14 protein-coding genes and 1 rRNA gene (1 of these 15 cut by a window edge) are annotated in these 19,417 nt (G+C 37.9%); 2 read left to right on the forward strand and 13 right to left on the reverse strand.

Translation table 11 applies throughout. The annotated features are described in order from the left end of the window. The 9 genes from IGL80_RS09790 to dnaE form a co-directional block, all read right to left on the reverse strand. A 16S ribosomal RNA gene (locus tag IGL80_RS09790) occupies positions 1–1,180 on the reverse strand; it reaches 381 nt to the left of the window's first position. A 643-nt stretch (positions 1,181–1,823) separates the two neighbouring features. Then, entirely contained in the window at positions 1,824–3,332 is a 1,509-nt protein-coding gene (locus IGL80_RS09795) for a HAMP domain-containing sensor histidine kinase (RefSeq protein ID WP_002363430.1), read from the reverse strand. A 10-nt stretch (positions 3,333–3,342) separates the two neighbouring features. Then, positions 3,343–4,029: a response regulator transcription factor gene (locus IGL80_RS09800; RefSeq protein WP_002355954.1), complete on the reverse strand. Its 687-nt coding sequence runs from the start codon at positions 4,027–4,029 to the stop codon at positions 3,343–3,345. 157 nt (positions 4,030–4,186) lie between these two features. Then, on the reverse strand, positions 4,187–5,608 hold the full coding sequence (gene gndA / locus IGL80_RS09805; RefSeq protein WP_002355953.1) for an NADP-dependent phosphogluconate dehydrogenase: 1,422 nt from the start codon (positions 5,606–5,608) through the stop codon (positions 4,187–4,189). Positions 5,609–5,812: 204 nt separating this feature from the next. Continuing rightward, positions 5,813–5,992, reverse strand: coding sequence for a 50S ribosomal protein L32 (rpmF, locus tag IGL80_RS09810; protein WP_002355952.1), 180 nt, complete (start codon positions 5,990–5,992; stop codon positions 5,813–5,815). A 56-nt stretch (positions 5,993–6,048) separates the two neighbouring features. Beyond that, positions 6,049–6,618 carry a YceD family protein gene (locus tag IGL80_RS09815; RefSeq protein ID WP_085366486.1) on the reverse strand — a complete coding sequence of 190 codons (570 nt, stop codon included), beginning with the start codon at positions 6,616–6,618 and terminating at the stop codon, positions 6,049–6,051. Between the two features lie 373 nt (positions 6,619–6,991). Further along, positions 6,992–8,749 carry a pyruvate kinase gene (gene pyk, locus IGL80_RS09820; protein ID WP_002355949.1) on the reverse strand — a complete coding sequence of 586 codons (1,758 nt, stop codon included), beginning with the start codon at positions 8,747–8,749 and terminating at the stop codon, positions 6,992–6,994. A gap of 64 nt (positions 8,750–8,813) precedes the next feature. After that, positions 8,814–9,776: a 6-phosphofructokinase gene (gene pfkA / locus IGL80_RS09825; protein ID WP_002355947.1), complete on the reverse strand. Its 963-nt coding sequence runs from the start codon at positions 9,774–9,776 to the stop codon at positions 8,814–8,816. 172 nt (positions 9,777–9,948) lie between these two features. Then, the gene (gene dnaE, locus IGL80_RS09830) at positions 9,949–13,278 is read right to left on the reverse strand and encodes a DNA polymerase III subunit alpha (RefSeq protein WP_002355946.1); all 3,330 of its coding nucleotides are present in this window, start codon (positions 13,276–13,278) and stop codon (positions 9,949–9,951) included. A gap of 117 nt (positions 13,279–13,395) precedes the next feature. Here dnaE and IGL80_RS09835 point away from each other — a divergent pair, with 117 nt between their 5' ends. Continuing rightward, the gene (locus IGL80_RS09835) at positions 13,396–13,581 is read left to right on the forward strand and encodes a YjzD family protein (RefSeq protein WP_002355945.1); all 186 of its coding nucleotides are present in this window, start codon (positions 13,396–13,398) and stop codon (positions 13,579–13,581) included. A gap of 54 nt (positions 13,582–13,635) precedes the next feature. Here the strand turns inward: IGL80_RS09835 and IGL80_RS09840 are convergent, their stop codons facing one another. From IGL80_RS09840 to IGL80_RS09850, 3 genes are all read right to left on the reverse strand, one after another. Continuing rightward, complete coding sequence (locus IGL80_RS09840) at positions 13,636–14,832, reverse strand: multidrug efflux MFS transporter (RefSeq protein ID WP_002381323.1); 1,197 nt, start codon at positions 14,830–14,832, stop codon at positions 13,636–13,638. 208 nt (positions 14,833–15,040) lie between these two features. Then, positions 15,041–16,447 carry an NCS2 family permease gene (locus tag IGL80_RS09845; protein ID WP_002355943.1) on the reverse strand — a complete coding sequence of 469 codons (1,407 nt, stop codon included), beginning with the start codon at positions 16,445–16,447 and terminating at the stop codon, positions 15,041–15,043. A 151-nt stretch (positions 16,448–16,598) separates the two neighbouring features. Further along, positions 16,599–17,174: a DUF1361 domain-containing protein gene (locus IGL80_RS09850; protein WP_002404463.1), complete on the reverse strand. Its 576-nt coding sequence runs from the start codon at positions 17,172–17,174 to the stop codon at positions 16,599–16,601. Positions 17,175–17,379: 205 nt separating this feature from the next. Here IGL80_RS09850 and IGL80_RS09855 point away from each other — a divergent pair, with 205 nt between their 5' ends. Next, complete coding sequence (locus IGL80_RS09855; RefSeq protein WP_002355941.1) at positions 17,380–18,183, forward strand: Cof-type HAD-IIB family hydrolase; 804 nt, start codon at positions 17,380–17,382, stop codon at positions 18,181–18,183. Positions 18,184–18,298: 115 nt separating this feature from the next. Here the strand turns inward: IGL80_RS09855 and IGL80_RS09860 are convergent, their stop codons facing one another. After that, positions 18,299–19,384: a lipoprotein gene (locus tag IGL80_RS09860; protein WP_002386205.1), complete on the reverse strand. Its 1,086-nt coding sequence runs from the start codon at positions 19,382–19,384 to the stop codon at positions 18,299–18,301. Between the last annotated feature and the right edge of the window lie 33 nt (positions 19,385–19,417).

The raw sequence follows: 19,417 nt of genomic DNA on the forward strand, positions 1-19,417 counted from the left end.
GGCAGTCTCGCTAGAGTGCCCAACTAAATGATGGCAACTAACAATAAGGGTTGCGCTCGTTGCGGGACTTAACCCAACATCTCACGACACGAGCTGACGACAACCATGCACCACCTGTCACTTTGTCCCCGAAGGGAAAGCTCTATCTCTAGAGTGGTCAAAGGATGTCAAGACCTGGTAAGGTTCTTCGCGTTGCTTCGAATTAAACCACATGCTCCACCGCTTGTGCGGGCCCCCGTCAATTCCTTTGAGTTTCAACCTTGCGGTCGTACTCCCCAGGCGGAGTGCTTAATGCGTTTGCTGCAGCACTGAAGGGCGGAAACCCTCCAACACTTAGCACTCATCGTTTACGGCGTGGACTACCAGGGTATCTAATCCTGTTTGCTCCCCACGCTTTCGAGCCTCAGCGTCAGTTACAGACCAGAGAGCCGCCTTCGCCACTGGTGTTCCTCCATATATCTACGCATTTCACCGCTACACATGGAATTCCACTCTCCTCTTCTGCACTCAAGTCTCCCAGTTTCCAATGACCCTCCCCGGTTGAGCCGGGGGCTTTCACATCAGACTTAAGAAACCGCCTGCGCTCGCTTTACGCCCAATAAATCCGGACAACGCTTGCCACCTACGTATTACCGCGGCTGCTGGCACGTAGTTAGCCGTGGCTTTCTGGTTAGATACCGTCAGGGGACGTTCAGTTACTAACGTCCTTGTTCTTCTCTAACAACAGAGTTTTACGATCCGAAAACCTTCTTCACTCACGCGGCGTTGCTCGGTCAGACTTTCGTCCATTGCCGAAGATTCCCTACTGCTGCCTCCCGTAGGAGTCTGGGCCGTGTCTCAGTCCCAGTGTGGCCGATCACCCTCTCAGGTCGGCTATGCATCGTGGCCTTGGTGAGCCGTTACCTCACCAACTAGCTAATGCACCGCGGGTCCATCCATCAGCGACACCCGAAAGCGCCTTTCACTCTTATGCCATGCGGCATAAACTGTTATGCGGTATTAGCACCTGTTTCCAAGTGTTATCCCCCTCTGATGGGTAGGTTACCCACGTGTTACTCACCCGTCCGCCACTCCTCTTTCCAATTGAGTGCAAGCACTCGGGAGGAAAGAAGCGTTCGACTTGCATGTATTAGGCACGCCGCCAGCGTTCGTCCTGAGCCAGGATCAAACTCTCATAATAAAAGTTAGAACAATCTTGCGATTGTTAAGCTCAATTTGTTTGCTAGCATATTGCTTGCTTGTTAAAAATGTTTGTTGTCTTGAATTGAATCAAGACGCCCTACACATTTGGTTCGTCTATTCTTTGTTCAGTTTTCAAAGGTCTACGTTACCTCGCAGCAACTTTTATATCATAACAAACTTTCGTTTGAATGTCAAGAACTTTTTTTAAAAAGTTTTTTAAGTTGTTTTGCTCGGTTGTTGTTGTCTGTTGTGACAACTTCTATATCTTATCATTATCTCAGTTGTTTGTCAACAACTTTTTAAAACTTTTTTGTTATTTTATAACAAGTTTTTTTGATCAAATGATTGATTTAAAAGCAATCTCTTTAACGACTTTGTTATTCTAACATGTTATTTATCTTTTCGTCAAGAAAAATTTTTAACTTTTTAAAACTTTTTTCTTAACGAACTGTTTGTCAGAACAGATATTAATATACCAAGGATTTTTCTAAAACGCAACTATTATTTTGCAGAAAAATAACATTTTTTTCAATTTCGAACGATAAATATTTTCTGCAAAGAAAACATTCGTTTCTTTATCTTATAATCCCTTTTCTCTTACTGAAATGTTCGTTAATCATTCGTAAAAAAAGCAACGTACTTTATTGTACGTTGCTCTCTTCTTTTATTCCAGCGATTGGAATAAAAATTCTAAAGATCGTTCCTTGATGCAATACGCTTTCTGCATCAATACGTCCTTTATAGTTTTCGACTAATTGTTTTGCAATTGATAGTCCTAAGCCATTACCGCCTTTATTTCTTGCACGGGCTTTATCTACTCGATAGAATCGATCAAATATTTTCTCCAAGTCTTCTTCAGTGATTCCTTCACCAAAATCTTGCACAGCTATTTCAAATTCATTCATCGTTCGAGAAATGGAAATATGCACTTCTTTTCGATCTGTTGAATATTTAATCGCATTATCTAATAGAATAATTAGCAATTGTTCAAAGTGATTACGATAGATTTTCAGTTCAACTTCGGTTGGTAAATCGTCATCTAATGTGATATGAAACTCAGGATAAACCAATTGGAAGTTATTAAATACTTGGTAGACTACTTGTTTAGCATCTGTTCGTTCATTTGCATATTGGGTGTCCACTTGTTCAGCGCGTGAAAGGTCAAGCATTTCTTGGACCAAGCTCTTCATACGACTAATTTCTTGTAAACTGGCCTTTAATGATTCATCTAAAATTTCAGGATCGTCTTTCCCCCAACGATTTAAAAGGTTTAAATGACCTTCCATAATCGCAACGGGCGTTCTTAATTCATGGGAAACATCTTCAACAAACTGCTCTTGTTGTTCGATATAGCGTCTCATACGATCTAACATTTCATTAAAGATTTCCGAGATATCTGCTAACTCATCTCTCGTATTAATCTCCGGCATGTGGACATCTGATTGCGGGTCTTTGCGGATTGTATCCATCGTGTCTCTCAATACTTTTAATGGTTTTAAGAAATAAGAAGAGAGGATAAAGCCTAAGACACTACTTACAATCAGAGAAATCACTTCTAAAACTACAAGTGTTAATAATAAATGATTACGAATTTCATAAAAAGAAGAAAGTTCATAAAACGCTTGAATATAGCCAATCTTTTCTCGTGTTTCTTTTGAAAAAATAGGTTCCACGGAATAAAAACCGGTTTTATCAAAAACGGTTCGAACAACAGGTAATTGTCGATCCAATTGTAATAACTTATCATATTCATTTTGTGTTTTAAAAACTAGCTTTTGGTTTGTGTCATACACAGATAAATAAAGTTCTGGTTGTCCTAGTTCAGATATGAAACTGTCCATTTCCATAAACGAACCTTCTACTGCTGTATGCTTATTATAGTAGTTTTCATCTCTTTCACTCGGCGTTTTTAAATAGTCAAAAACGTCTGTTACCGTTAAATTTTCATTGGCATTAGCTAATCGATTTGTTACTTCTGCAATCGTTGCTTCGACATTTTCCTTTTCTTTGGCAACAATAAGACTGACAGAAGACTTATAGGTAATCACCGCAAAAATGGTAAAAACTACAAATATAAAGAAAGAACTTGCGAAAGCCCACTTTATAGTTAAAGATGGGCCTTCCAGTTCTTTTTTAATCGTTCTTTTCATTAATTAGTTCTCACGAACGCATAACGTAGCCAGTTCCACGGACAGTTTGGATGTAGCTTTCTTCTCCAGGTACGTCAATTTTATTTCGCAAGTAGCGGATATATACATCCACAACGTTTGTTTCTACTTCTGTTTCATAGCCCCAAACTTTATTTAGTAACACATCACGTGCCAAGACAACGTTCACGTTTTCCATTAGCGTTAATAGTAATTCGTATTCGCGTTTTGTTAATTCAATCATTTCAGAATTACGACGAACGACACGATTTTCTTTTTCAATTGTTAAGTCACGATATGTAATCGTTGTTTGTTTTGCAACGTTTTTATCGCCCTCAATATCAATACGACGAAGTAACGCACGTAAACGAGCTAACAATTCTTCAATTGCAAATGGTTTAACAATATAATCATCCGCTCCATGGTCTAAGCCAGAAACACGGTCAATTACTGAATCACGCGCAGTCATCATAATAATTGGTGTATTTTTCACTTGGCGAACACGGCGACATACTTCTAATCCATTTAATTCTGGTAACATCAAATCAAGAAGGATAGCATCCCATTCGTTGTTAAGAGCGGCTTCCAATCCTGTACGACCATTGTAGTGTACTTCTGTCGTATACCCCTCATGTTTTAATTCAAGCTCAACGAATCTCGCTAAGTTCTTTTCATCTTCAATAATTAAAATGTTGCTCATTTGATTAATTGTCCTTTCTCTTTAAAAGCTATACTCAAGCTCAACCTTTTTATTCCTTACTACTTATTAGAGAATTACTACTCAATCTGTCTGGTTCTTTTTTAAGCCACAGTAAAACCATGAGCATGGTGAGCCACACTCATGGTCTCCAGCGTGTTTATTCTTCGTTGTACCAGCTGTAATGGTAGATTCCTTCTTTGTCTGTGCGTTCGTACGTATGAGCACCGAAGTAATCACGTTGTGCTTGAATTAAATTCGCTGGTAAGCGATCTGAACGATAAGAATCGTAATAAGCAATTGCAGATGAGAATGTTGGTACAGGAACACCTGCTTGAACAGCAATCGCAACAACTTCACGAACGGCTTGTTGATATTTTTTCGTAATTTCTACGAAGTATTCATCTAACAACAAGTTTTCAAGTGCTGGATTTTTTTCATATGCATCGGTAATTTTTTGTAAGAATTGTGCACGGATAATGCAACCTGCTCGCCAGATTTTTGCAATTTCACCAAATGGTAAATCCCATCCGTATTCTTCAGAAGCTGCACGGAGTTGTGCAAACCCTTGCGCATAACTCATTAATTTACTAAAGTATAATGCTTCGCGAATTTTTTCAATCAATTCTTTTTTATCGCCTGCAAAGTTAAAGGCTGCAGGTTTTGATAAAATGCCACTTGCTTTTACGCGTTCTTCTTTGTAAGCCGAAATAAAACGTGCAAATACTGATTCTGTAATTAATGGTAATGGTACGCCAAGATCTAACGCACTTTGGCTTGTCCATTTACCTGTTCCTTTGTTGCCTGCTGCATCAAGAATAACATCAACGATTGGTTGGTCGGTTCCTTCATCATCTTTACGTGTCAAAATGTCAGCCGTGATCTCGATAAGGTAACTGTCTAATTCGCCTTCGTTCCATTCTTTGAAAATCTCTGCCATTTCATCAACAGATAAACCTAAGATTTGTTTCATTAAGTCGTAGGATTCAGCAATTAATTGCATGTCCCCATATTCAATCCCATTATGAACCATTTTTACATAATGTCCAGCACCATTTGGGCCAATGTAAGTCACACATGGTTCACCGTCTTCTGCTTTAGCTGAAATTTTTTCAAGAATTGGCGCAACTAACTCATACGCTTCTTTTTGTCCGCCAGGCATGATAGATGGTCCTTTCAAGGCTCCTTCTTCTCCGCCAGAAACGCCAGTACCAATAAAGTTAATTCCTGAGTTTGCTAGTTCTTCATTACGTCGCATTGTGTCTTTGAAGAACGTATTACCGCCATCAATTAAGATGTCGCCTTTATCAAGGTGTGGTAACAATTCTTGGATTGTCGCATCTGTTGCAGGTCCAGCTTTAACCATCAACATAATTCGACGAGGTTTTTCAATTGCATTCACAAATTCCTCAATTGAGTATGTTGCTTGAAAGTTTTTGTCAGGATGTTCTTCAACCACTTCTGTTGTTTTTGATCCTGTACGGTTATACAGCGCAACTGTATAGCCTCTGCTTTCAATGTTTAAAGCAAGATTTTTCCCCATGACAGCCATGCCGACTACGCCAAATTGTTGTTTTGTCATTTTATGACCTCCTATATTATAATCAACGAAAATTCTATGAGCATTCTCTTATAATCCTCACTATTATAACGCACTATCTTTCATATGAAAACAATATAGTGCCAATAAATTTCCAATTTCTTCATATTTTCTTAAAAAAATACAAATCCCCTAGGCTCCATGGTTAGCCTAGGGGATTCAACATTTCAAAAAATGTTTTTATGCTTATGCTTCTTTAGACATTACGTCTTTTCCATCGTAGTGACCACATGCTGGACATACGTGATGGCTTTTTTTCATTTCACCACAGTTTGAGCATGCATTTAAGCCTTTGATTGTTAATTTGTAGTGTGTGCGACGTTTTGCTTTTTTCGCTTTAGAAGTTCTTCTAGCTGGTACTGCCATTGTTGTTCCACCTCCTTGTAAAGATGCGTGTATTTACATACACAATATATTCCAACCTAGCTGTTATCTTCCTCTTCAGCATTATCGCTGAGTAATTCTGATAGTTTAGCCAGACGAGGATCCACTGTTTGTTCTGCTGCTTTCTGCTTACTTTCCAAATATGCTTCTTCTGAAATCACTTCCCAGTCATTGCCACTTGGCATTTCTTGACTGTTTTGTTCTTCTTCTGTAAGCACTTGAATTGGAATGGACAATAGAATGTTGTCTTCGACAGATTCATCTAAATCAATTGTTGGCTTGTCCAATAAAATAATCTCTTCAGCTGCAAATCGTTCATCTCTTGTATCCATTTGTTTTTTTGTCATAAAGACTTCATCGACCGTGATTTGCATTGGCAAAGCTACAGGTTCTAAAGAACGGGATGAAGGAACGGTTACAGTTACCTGAATAGTGTAATGAAGTAAATATTCTGATTTATTGACTGCTAATAAGCCTTCTACTTTGATTGGACTTACATCCAACAAGGTATCATCTCGTTGAAGAAGCTCTTCTTTAAGATGCAATGTTTCTGAAAACACTAGCGGCTCTTCTTTGTATTTATTTAATTCTAACAAAGACCACTTCATAATTATCACTCCTAAGCAACAAAAGCTATTATACAGGGGTATGAAAGCTTTGTCAATGAAATTTTCTTGACAGCCCTTTCTTATTTCCTGTTTTTCTTTCGTTTTTTTTATAATTGTTTTTCTGTTGAAGATAACTTAGCGCTTATTCAATTAAATAACAAAATTTTTGTGTGAAATAACATAGATAATTTAAAAATAAGACATAATTTTACTATTTGCGCCCAACTCTTTATTTACTGAATACGTGTTTTCTGAACATTTCATACCACTGTCTTCCTTGTAAAAAAAGCTGAGACAAACTGACGAATCGGTTTGTCCCAGCTTTGCGTCCGAGTACATATTGCTTAAAATCAAATGATTGAATTAATTAGACTTAGATAGCTGTTGTTGCTCCGCGGTAAACAATACCACGACGAGGATCAACAGTAATCACTTCGTCATTATTAATTAATGATGTTGCATCTGCAGCACCTACGATAACTGGAATATTTTGCGCAATCGCTACAACAGCTGCATGAGAAGTTAAACCACCTTCTTCAACAACTAATGCTGATGCTTTTTCAATTGCAGGCATGTATTCTTTATCTGTTGTTTTTGTAACTAAAATAGCTCCTTCAGTCGCTTTAGCAACTGCTTCTTCAGCAGTTCCTGCCACAACGGCTTTTGCAATAATTGCTTCTTCGCCGACACCTTGACCTTGAACTAATTTAGAACCGATCATTTGAATTTTCATTAAGTTTGTTGTGCCTTTTTCGCCAACTGGAACACCAGCAGTGATAATGATTAAATCACCTTCTGAAGCATAACCTTCTTCTTGTGATACTTTTGAAGCTAAATTAAACATTTCATCTGTGCTTGATGGTTTGTCAGCAACTGTTGCGTAAACACCCCATGATAATGATAAGCTACGTGCTTTTTGTTCTGAGAACGTAATTGCAACGATATGTGCTTTTGGACGGTATTTAGAGATCATACGTGCTGTATGGCCTGATTCTGTTGCCGCAACGATTGTTTGGATACCCAAGTTACGTGCTGTATGACCAACAGATTGTCCGATTGCTTCAGTCATATCTGTTTTGCTATATAATTTCAATGCGAATGAATCTTGGTTAACTAATGTTTCTTCTGTACGAACTGCAATACGAGCCATTGTTTGAACAGCTTCTAATGGGTAATCCCCTGCTGCAGTTTCGCCTGATAACATTACTGCATCTGTTCCATCGTAGATTGCGTTTGCTACGTCATTTGCTTCCGCACGTGTTGGACGTGGGTTACGTTGCATTGAATCTAACATTTGTGTTGCAGTGATAACTGGTTTACCTAAAGCATTACATTTTTTAATTAAAGCTTTTTGGACAACTGGAACATCTTCTGTTGGAATTTCAACACCCATGTCACCACGAGCAACCATTAAACCATCAGAAACTTTTAAGATTTCATCGATATTATCGATACCTTCTTGGTTTTCGATTTTAGGAATGATTTGGATGTGTGTTGCGTTTTCTTCTTCTAAAATTTTAGTGATTTCTAAAACGTCAGAAGCACGACGAACGAAGCTAGCTGCGATAAAGTCAATTCCTTGACCAATTCCGAAACGGATATCGTTAGCATCTTTTTCAGTGATCCCTGGTAAGTTTACAGAAACGCCTGGTACGTTAACGCCTTTTTTGTTTTTCAAGACGCCTTCGTTTTTAACAACTGTTACGATTTCGTTTGCATCACGGTCGATATCAGTTACTTCTAAATCGATTAAACCATCATCTAAAAGAATGTGTGAACCTACGTTTACATCATTGATTAATTCTGGATAAGTGATTGAGAATTTTTCATTTGTTCCTAAAACTTCTGTCATAGAAATACGTACTGAATCACCAATTTTCATTGTGATTGCGCCATTTTCCATGTCATTTGTGCGGATTTCAGGACCTTTTGTATCTAGTAAGATCGCTACGCGTTTCCCTGTAATTTTTACAGCTTCACGAATGTTTTTAATACGAGCACCATGCTCTTCGTAGTCACCATGTGAAAAGTTCAAACGGCAAACATTCATACCTGCATTAATTAAGTTTACTAGCATATCAACGGATTCACTAGCTGGTCCAATCGTACATACGATTTTCGTTTTTTTCATTACTAAAACGCTCCTATTCCAAATTTGTTTATACAAAGCTAATAAGATTAGCTAATATACAAGATTAAAAAGAAATTTCATGATTTAACTCATAAAGAGATAAATCTGGTTTGTGTTTATTGTTTTCTAACGTGTCAATAATATCAGCTGCAACTACTTGGTTATCTAACATACCGATACATAAACCGCCTTTGCCTTCTTTTAGAAGTTCAACAGCATATGACCCAAATTTACTTGCTAATACACGGTCACGAGCACTTGGCGAGCCCCCACGAACCACGTGTCCTAAAATTGATACACGCGTATGGAAATCACCGTATTCAGAAAGTTTATCAGCAAATTCATTTCCGCCCATTACGCCTTCTGCTAAAATGATTAAGCAATGTTTTTTCCCGCGGTCGCGGCCTTCTTGAATACGTTTGGCAACGTTTTTCATATCAAAATCATGTTCAGGAATAATGATTTCATCTGCTCCGCCTGCCACGCCTGACCACAATGCGATATCACCAGCGTTACGTCCCATTACTTCGATAACGAATGTACGAACATGAGAAGTCGCTGTATCACGAATTCGGTCAATTGATTCCAAAACAGTGTTAATCGCTGTATCAAAACCGATTGTGAAATCTGTTCCAGGAATATCATTATCAATCGTTCCAGGAATTCCAACAGCGGGGAAACCACGTTTTGTCAAAGCCATTGCGCCATGATAAGAACCGTCTCCACCAATAACAACTAAGCCTTCAATACCGAATTTTTTCAATTGTTCGATTCCTTTTAATTGCCCTTCTTCAGTAGCAAATTCAGGATAACGAGCAGAGTACAAGAATGTTCCACCACGTTGAATCTTATCGCCAACGTCAGCAACATCTAAACGACGGATGTCGCCTGCGACTAAACCGGCAAATCCATAGTTAATACCGTAAACTTCGATTCCATCAAAAATACTTTTGCGTACGACTGCACGAATTGCAGCGTTCATTCCAGGGGCATCTCCCCCGCTGGTTAAAATACCAATGCGTTTCATTCGCTATTTCACCTCATATAATATACTTTCAACTGCCAAAAGAAACCTTTTCGCAAAAATTGATATACAAAAATATTACGTCATTCATTTTACCATTAAAGAACCAAAATGTCTTGAGTTAAGAAGAAAAAAATGAAAAAAGTTGAAAACAACTAGTATTTTTTACCGTAAATCATTTGAAAATGACGTTTTGCTCACCTAAAACGTAAGCTAATTGTTGCTGACTAGCGCTTGTATGAGCGACCCAATTTTCTTCATTTAATACTATTTTCTTTCCTGTTTTTTCAAAATAGACAATCACTGGAATGTGTCCAGCATGACGACTGAGTACCTCTTTCATTTTCTGAAAAACGTCCGTTTGTTCGACATCTTTTGTAATTCTGATAAAACACGTTTCGTCACTAATTGATGTTTCTACTTGTTGCGCTTTTTCTATTCGTTGAACCAATATTTGCAATTCTTGATTGTACGTACTGCGTTCCACTTTTCCTTCCACATAATAAACTTGCCCTTTCTCGACACTCTGTCTTAACTGGCGAAAAACGGTTGGGAACAACGTTAGTGAAATACTTCCTGTTGTATCATCCCCATCAACAAAGGCCATTTGTTCTCCCTTTTTGGTCCGAATCGTCCGAATGTTTTTGACATAAATCAATAATTTCGTGGGCTGATTTTCAACAAGTTCATGAACAAGTTGCGTTTGCTTGGCTAAGCGTGTTTTTTTGAACTCTTCTGTCGGATGTCCTGATAAATAGACCCCTAAATATTGTTCTTCTTGTTCTAGTCGCTCTTCTAGCGGATAATCGGCAATTTCTTCTTCCTTTGGCTTCAATGTTTCTAACAAATCCATACTACCACCGCTGAGAAGAATACTTTGGATATTACTCTCTAAACCTACCGCTAATTGACGGCGATTAGGCGCAATTTCGTCAAATGCACCGATGGCAATCAATGGTTCGATATTTTCAACTTTCAACCACTTACGGTCAATTCGCAAAAGAAACTCATCGAACGTTTTGTACGGTCCATTTTCTCGGCGTTCATTTAAAATATTTTGAATGAAGTCTCGGCGGATTCCTTTTAAAGAACTAAAACCAAATAAAATTTGCTGTTGCTGATTTAGGTAAAAGCTGTAGTGACTTTGGTTAATTGACGGCTGCAAAATCGTCTGCTTGTTTTTTCTAGCTTCGCCAATATATTCTTTAATTTTTGTTGGATTATGACGAACAGAATGCAACAATGCGACATAAAAAGCACTCGGATAATGAACCTTCAAGTAAGCCATTTGAAAACCAATAAAGGAATAGGCAAATGCATGCGAGCGGTTAAAGCCATAATTAGCAAAGCGCTCTATATAATCGTACACTTGGTTAGCTGTCTCTTGAGGATAGCCTTGTTGTAGCGCACCATTAACAAAATGATTTCGTTCTTCATCTAGCACATCTTTTTTCTTTTTACTAATGGCCCGACGTAAAATGTCAGCTTGCCCTAAAGAGAAGCCTGCCATTTTCGCAGCAACTTGCATAATCTGCTCTTGGTAAACAATAATTCCGTACGTATTTTCCAAAATGGGGGCGAGACTAGGCTCTGGATAACTAATTTGTTCCAAGCCTTTTTTCCGGCGGATGAAAACATCAATATTTTGCATCGGACCAGGACGATACAGGGCATTGACAGCAGCAATATCTTCAATGCTAGTTGGCCCTAATTTTCTTAATACATTCCGAATTCCAGCAGATTCAAACTGGAAAACGCCACTTGTTTCCCCTTTTCTAAATAAAGCCAGCGTTGTTTCGTCATCTAATGGAATCTGATTTAAACGAATGGTTCGATTATAGACGCGTTTAACAGCTGTGAGGGTATCATCAATGATGGATAAATTTCTTAAGCCCAAGAAATCCATTTTCAGAAGACCAATTTTTTCAACATCATTCATAGTAAATTGGGTCAATAAAATTTCATTCGATCCTGGTTGTAACGGAACCAAATTCAAAAGATTTTCATCACTAATTACCACACCTGCTGCGTGCGTAGAAACATGGCGAGGCAATCCTTCTAGCTGAACAGCTGTTTTATAGAGCAATTGATTATTTGGTGAAAAATTGACCAATTCTTGCATCCGTTTTGACTCTTGGTATGCTTCTTCTAACGTAATTTTCAGCTTGTTGGGGACAGCTGCCGACCAACGATTCGCTTCACTCTGGGACAACCCGAAAACACGTGCAACGTCCCGTAAAACCATTTTCGCAGCCATCGTACCAAACGTGGCAATTTGCGCCATATGATAATGACCATATTTTTGACTGACATAAGCTAAAACTTCCTCCCGCCGATTATCAGGAATATCTAAATCAATATCGGGCATCGTGTAGCGTTCTGGATTCAAAAAACGTTCAAAAAGCAAATCATATTTGATTGGATCTACATCTGTAATTGATAACACATAGGACACTAAAGAGCCTGCAGCTGAACCTCGGCCAGCGCCTGTAACAATTTGATTGTTATGACAGAAGTCCATCACATCCCAAACGATTAAAAAGTAATCATCAAAGCCCATATTGTGAATGATGGTTAACTCTTTTTCTAATCTTTTTTGGTAAACTTCATTTAGATGAGGCACTCTTTCTGGTAATTTTTCTAAACACAATGAGCGTAAATAAGAACCAGCCGTTTGATTATCAGGCACAGGAAAATGCGGTAATAATTTTTGATGTAAAGGAATGTCAACTCGGCAATTTTCAGCTAGCTGAATCGTATTCTGGACCACTTCTGAACCAGCTATTTGAAGCATTTGTTCCATCGTCGTCTCTGCTTCGCGCAAGTAATTCAGACCTTCTATTTCCGGTGTTTGGCTTGTAATATTCAATTGATTATTTTCTTTGATGCTCTCAAGAACAGTAACGGCAAAGCCTTCTTCCCTTGTTAAATGACGTACCTCTTGCAAAGCCACGCCAGGTAATTGTTCTCTTTGGTAAAAAGAAAAGAGCGCTGGATTGCGTTGTTGATTCATTGAAAAAGAATGTTCAACAAATAACGACTGGGGATCAAAATATGAAGCAAGTTGTTGGAAAGCGTGAACCGCTTGTTGTTCATCTTCAAAAAATGTTTGGGCGACTTCTCCTTTAGCTGACAAAGTCACGGCAAATAAATCACTTAATAAGGATTGATGTTCCGCTAAGTAAAAGGGACCCTCTGTCGTCATTTTGCTGCTAGATAGTTGCATTAATTGCTGATATCCTTTTAAATTTTTAGCAAATAAAAGCAACTCGGAATGCCCTTCTTTTTCTGCTGGGGTATATTCTAATCTTAAACCGATAATTGGTTGAATTCCCGCTTCTTGGCATGCTTCATAAAATTCAACCGCCCCATGCAAGACATTGATATCGGTAATCGCTAATGTTTGATAACCTAACGCTTTCGCTTGTTTTACATAGGAACGAATCCTAACCGTACTAGATAAAAGCGAGTAGGAAGTAACGGTATGTAATTGTGGAAATGACATTGGACAGCTCCTTTTTGAATCCTTGCTATTTTTTGCCTCTTCTCTTATTTTCCTATCGCGGATTCTTTACTTTTAAAGAAAATATGCTAAACTAAGAGCTAGAAAAGAGGTGCTCATATGCGTTATCTTGTTGTATTTTTCTGGACCTTCGCATTAGGCCAAGTCGTTGGATATATCGGCGGTGCATTATCTGGTGGTTCATACGACTTTAAAATGACAACGATTCTATCGTTGGCAACAGCCGTTATTATTTTATTAATTGCACACTTTGCAGTACCGAAAGAAACCAAACCTGTTAAATAAGAAAAAACCAGTTACTAAAGTTATTGTAACTGGTTTTTTTATCTTTTCAACTGTTTAGAGCTTTTTATTTAAAACTTTTCGGAAATTAAAGAAGGACAACCCAATGTTTCCTAAAACGAAACAAGCGGTTACCAGAAAAACAGAAGAATAGCCAAAACCATGGGCAACTGTCGACCCTACCATCGGTCCTAAAACTTGACCGAAATTACTACACATCTGATTGTAACTATAAACTCTACTTACGCCCTCCGTTGGCGTTATTTTACTAATTAACGTATTGATTGATGGCATTAAAGCACCTGTTGAAAAACCTAAAAGGAATCGTAAAACACCTAACTGAAAAGGTGTTTGCACAAACGCCATGGGAATGTAACAAATAAAAGAAAGAATTAATCCGCCTAATAAAACTTTTTGGTTCCCAATGCGGTCCCCAATTTTTCCCAAAGTTGGAGAAGAAATAATTGCTGAAACGCCGGCAATCGAAACAATCAAACCACTAACAAATAATACATTCTCTGTATCGCCACTTAAAGATCGAATATATAGCGTTAAGATTGGGCTGATACTTGTAATTCCTAATTGTAAAATTAACGTAGTCACAAACAAACCAATCAATACTGAAACATGATCCATCTTACTAAAAATTTCTTTAGTCGTTAATAAATCCTTTTTCTCAACTGGTTGAAAATCTTCTTTAACTAAAAAGATAGTCAACAACGTTGTAATGAATAAAATAACGCCGGTAATAATAAAGACATTTTCCATTCCAAACCACTGTGCCAACGCACCGCCAATTGATGGCGCAATTAACGTCCCAGCAATTGCACCTGTTGATAATGTCCCTAGAGCCCAGCCATTTTTCTCTTTTGGCGCCTGCGATGCAATCATCGCTGTTGCGTTAGGAATATAGCCGGATAAAATCCCGTTCATAAAACGCATAATCAACAGCCAGTATACATTAGGGACAAATGCTAACGCCCCCATTGTGATCGTCATTCCTGCTGCAGCCCGAATCATCATAATTTTCCGACCTTTTCGATCAGCTAAATTTCCCCAAATCGGTGCAACAATCGCAGCAGCAAACGCCGTGACAGAAATTGCCAATCCAGAAAACAACTCTACTTGACTCTTAGGCGTCCCTAATTGTTCAACATATACTGGAATAAACGGCATAACTAAGCTAATACTCGCCCCTGTAAAAAAGCAACCAATCCATGCGACTAATAAATTCTGCTTCCATTTTATTTTCATACTTTTATCCACCTTATCACCTCTTCACCTACCACTATACTCTAAAAGAGTGAATCTCTCAAAAGAAAATTCTTTAAAAAAAAGTCTGACAGACCGGTCAAAACGACCAATCTGCCAGACTTCTTAACACTTGGGCTTAAGATAAACAGCTGAATAAATACAACACCTTCAAAGCTAACCGCTGTTATCTTAGCCTCACTTCTGTTTACTATAAAATAGCTAAGATTACAAAGTTTAAGATAAACAACGCATCAATGACCCAAATAATTGGTGAAACTTCTTTGGCTTTTCCTTTGACTACTTTCACCACTGCATAAAAGATGAACCCAGCAGCAATCCCATAAGAGATGCTATAACATAATCCCATGAAAATTGAAGCAAAAAATGCTGGAATCGCATCTTCTAAATCCGTCCAATTGATGTCTTTGAAAGAAGCTAACATCATAATTCCCACTAAAATTAACGCTGGAGCCGTAGCTTGTGCTGGTACAATAGCAATAAGTGGTGAAAAAAGACTACTTAGGGCAAATAGAATTGCTACCACTACCGATGTCAAACCTGTTCGACCACCCGCACCGATTCCTGCTGCACTTTCTACATAAGTTGTCGTATTCGATGTACCAAAAATCGCACCGATAGATGTTGCAATAGCATCTGCAAATAGAGCTTTGTCCATTTTAGTGCTGAAACCCTTACTATCTTCTAAAGCTAATTCATCTTCTTTAGAGAAAATCCCTGTTCGACGTCCCGTACCGATAAATGTTCCAATTGTATCAAACGTATCTGATAAACTGAAGGCAATAATGGTCATTAAGACTTGAGGAATTTTTGAAGAATCACTAAACAATGACTGTAAGCCCTCAGCACCAAAAGCAGCGCCAAAAGTTGTACCTAATTCTTTAAATGAATTGCCCAACGAATTAGCATGCCAATCAACCGAAGCAGTGTCTACCACCCCCATTGGAATTGCGACTAACGTAGTAACCACAATGCCAATTAAAATAGCCCCACGAACATTCGTGACAACTAAAATCGTTGTTAAAACTAACCCAATTACCGCCAAAATAATGGCTGGATTATCAAAATTTCCTAAAGCGGGCACGATACTCGAACCATTCACAACACCATTTTGAGGTTCTGCTTGTACTGTGAAACTTAGTAAGCCAGCATTTTTCAACCCTACATAAGCGACAAAAATTCCAATCCCACCACCAATAGCATGTTGTAAACTCTCTGGAATTGCTTTAATAATCATTTTGCGAATTTTTGTCACTGTAATCAAAATATTAATCAAACCACAAATAAAAACCATTGCTAATGCTTGTTGCCAAGTATATCCCATCCCAAAAACGACCGTAAACGTGAAGAAAGCATTGAGTCCCATCCCCGGTGCTTGAGCGTAAGGTACATTAGCAAACAGTCCCATAATTAATGTACCGATGATTGAAGCAATAATGGTCGCTAAAAAAACAGCCTGAAAAGGCATCCCTGTTTCTGAAAGAATGGACGGATTAACAAATAAAATATAACTCATTGCAAAAAAGGTCGTGACCCCCGCCATTATTTCAGTCGACACCGTTGTCTTGTTTTCCTTTAATTTGAAAAACGTATTCATAATTGCACTTCTCTCCCTTAAAATCCATGTTTTCGAATAATTACTCTTTGATTATAAGAGAATCGCTATCTTTTTACAACAAAATATTAACTATTATATATATTTTTCTATATAATGTTCGTGTTTTACAGATATAAAAAAAGAAAAAGCTTTACATTGCTTCTTCTTTTCCTAATAATTGGATTAGCCCAAACAATAGCATCTGTAGAAACATCATTAATAAAATAAACATTAATTTTTGAAGGGACCAGTCAAAAAAGATAATTTTCACTGTTTCAATTGGACTCATAAAAAGATAGACACTGTGTAATCGATCAAAACGTCCAACATAAATCGCCAAAGCAGACAAGAAATGAAGGTTGGCTTGAAAGACTACAATTGTTCTATAGCCGCAATAACTTTGCAATTTCTGGCTAACAGTTGTTACTGTTTTCATCCCTAAAAGCCCATATATAACAATCCCGCTAGTTAAGCAAACAAACGCCCACCAATCACCAATTTGGTTTGCAAAAATCGTATTAAAGCCTCGATAAATAGATAGCGTTTCTAAATGAAAAAAATCCGTAAATAGGTACGGCGCATTAGGATAAAAAATTAACCAAGCAAAACCTATCAACCAATCCCTTTTACGTTTTTCTGCGTTTAAAAGATAACTAAGTTCAATTGGAATATAGGCTAACAACACGTTCAACGCCATAAAATGAAAATGCGTAGCAAATAACCACATATAGATACAATAGATTAAGGTGATCACTCGTAAATAATTTCTAGAATTTTTCAAGATGCTCTGCGCTCCTTTTTCAAACGGTTTATTTTAGTGTAGCATACTTCTTAAGCTTTTTTTTAAACCTTATAAATGAACATGCTTCTCCCCTTGATAATCTTCGGTTTTATGCTAGACTGAGTAAAAGGCATTTAGGAGGAATTTTTACTTGAAAAAATTAATTGCTATTGATTTAGACGGCACAACATTAAATGCACAGTCTTTAATCAGTCCAAAAACCGAACAAACACTAAAAAAAGCGATTGACAACGGTCATTACGTCAGTATTGCCACTGGACGTCCCTATAGAATGAGTCATCAATTTTACCAACAACTTGGCCTAACGACCCCTATGGTTAACTTTAACGGCGCTTTAGTCCACATTCCAGAGAAAAAATGGGACTTGGAAAGCGAAGCCAATATTGAGCGTGACCTAGTCTTTGACATTTTGGCACAGAAAAAAGAATTACAATTAGATTTTGTTGCTGCTGAAAACAAAGAAACATTTTATATCGATACGTTAGATGGGTTCGATCCGAAATTTTTTGCTTCCAAAGCAACCTTAGATAATTTACTTACTGCTAAAAATTTACGAACAAATCCTACCTCAATGATGGTTCGGACCACACCAAACCAAGCTGAAAAAGTTGCTGATACATTGACAAAACAATATGGTGATTATATTGATGTCCGCACTTGGGGCGGTCCAATGCCTATTTTAGAAATGGTCGCAAAAGGAATTCAAAAAGCCCATGGCGTTGATCAAGTGGCGAACTTTTTATCTGTCAAACCAGCTGATATCATTGCTTTTGGCGATGAACATAATGACGAAGAAATGTTAAGTTATGCTGGTTGGGGTGTTGCTATGAACAATGCCACGGATAAAATTAAATCCGTAGCCAACGATGTCACTGAAAAAACAAATGATCAAGATGGTTTAGCAGATTACTTAGAAAATTATTTAGATCTATAAAAGGCTAAAATAAAAGTATTTCTTTAAAAAGAACTCACTTTGATTTAGCTGATAATCTTAAGATTACGAAAGTGGGGCATAAGTCGAAACGACTTATGCCCCACTTCCGTTTTTTTTATTCCTTCAATGAATTTTGAAACGTGCTGATTTTTTCAGCCAATCTTTGATAAGTAGTAAAAGACGGATGCTGTAGCTCTTGTTCTTCGTTAACGGATAAAGTTTGTTGTGTCGTAATGGCCTTTGTTAGTGCATCTACAAAATGAATAAAAGAATTGTTGGTTTGTTTATTGTATCCTGGTGAATAATATTTCGATTGACGATAAAAAGGCCGCAGAGCTGTTTCTGTGATTTTTTCCTGTTCATCTGAAAAGTATTCATCATAGCTGACATGTTTTATTTTCTGCTCTTCTGTTATCACTTGAAGTCGAGCGATTAGGCCATTGCCTAAATCTTCTGCGTAACCGATATACGTTTCTTTCGATGGCTCTTTTAGCCAAGTGTCCATCTCTGCTGCTAAAGGCATTAAACCTTCACGCGCAGAAGTTGATGAACCACGTACCGTATAAAAATTACCTGTGACACGATTTTCGTCACGCATTTGTTTTTCTACATAAGTAATACCATTAACAACGGTGACTAACGTATCGTCTGTGCGCGTGTTGCTTGCTTGAAATTCAGGATAATCCGACAGGCGTTTGTTGACACCCGAATAGCGTGTATCGTAATAAGGATCACTAGCAAACTCTGTAAACTCAACATTCAGAATCCTTTGCGTTTCAGGTTCCGTAATAATCTCTACAATGCCGTAATTTCCGCCGGTAAATACACCTTCATTTTTATAATAGTTACCCGTCATTAATCCCAAAGGCGGTTGATTGGACCAAAACATTTTTTTCTTTTTTTCTTCTGGTGTATATTTTGCTGGTGGGGTTGTCCCAAATGTCGTTTGTGTGGCTCCTGTAACCACTTCGTACGTGTATTCATGAGAATCAAAAGTCAATTGATTAGCAATCAGTTCGTCATTTTTAGTCGGCGCTTGTTTTTCCACCGCAGAAGTCGTTTGATTGGTGACGGTAACTTGCTTCACTTGCTTTGTCTCTTGCGGACCACTTGTTGTTTGTTTCGTTGGCTCTTGATCTGGCGCACAACCAACCAAAATAAATAATCCGATAAAAACCAACATTCCTTTAATATGTTTCATTCACTTCTCTCCTTTTTATAAACGCTTAATTTC

This window comes from Enterococcus sp. DIV2467a, assembly GCF_050532945.1.
In the GTDB taxonomy this organism is placed as follows: domain Bacteria; phylum Bacillota; class Bacilli; order Lactobacillales; family Enterococcaceae; genus Enterococcus; species Enterococcus faecalis.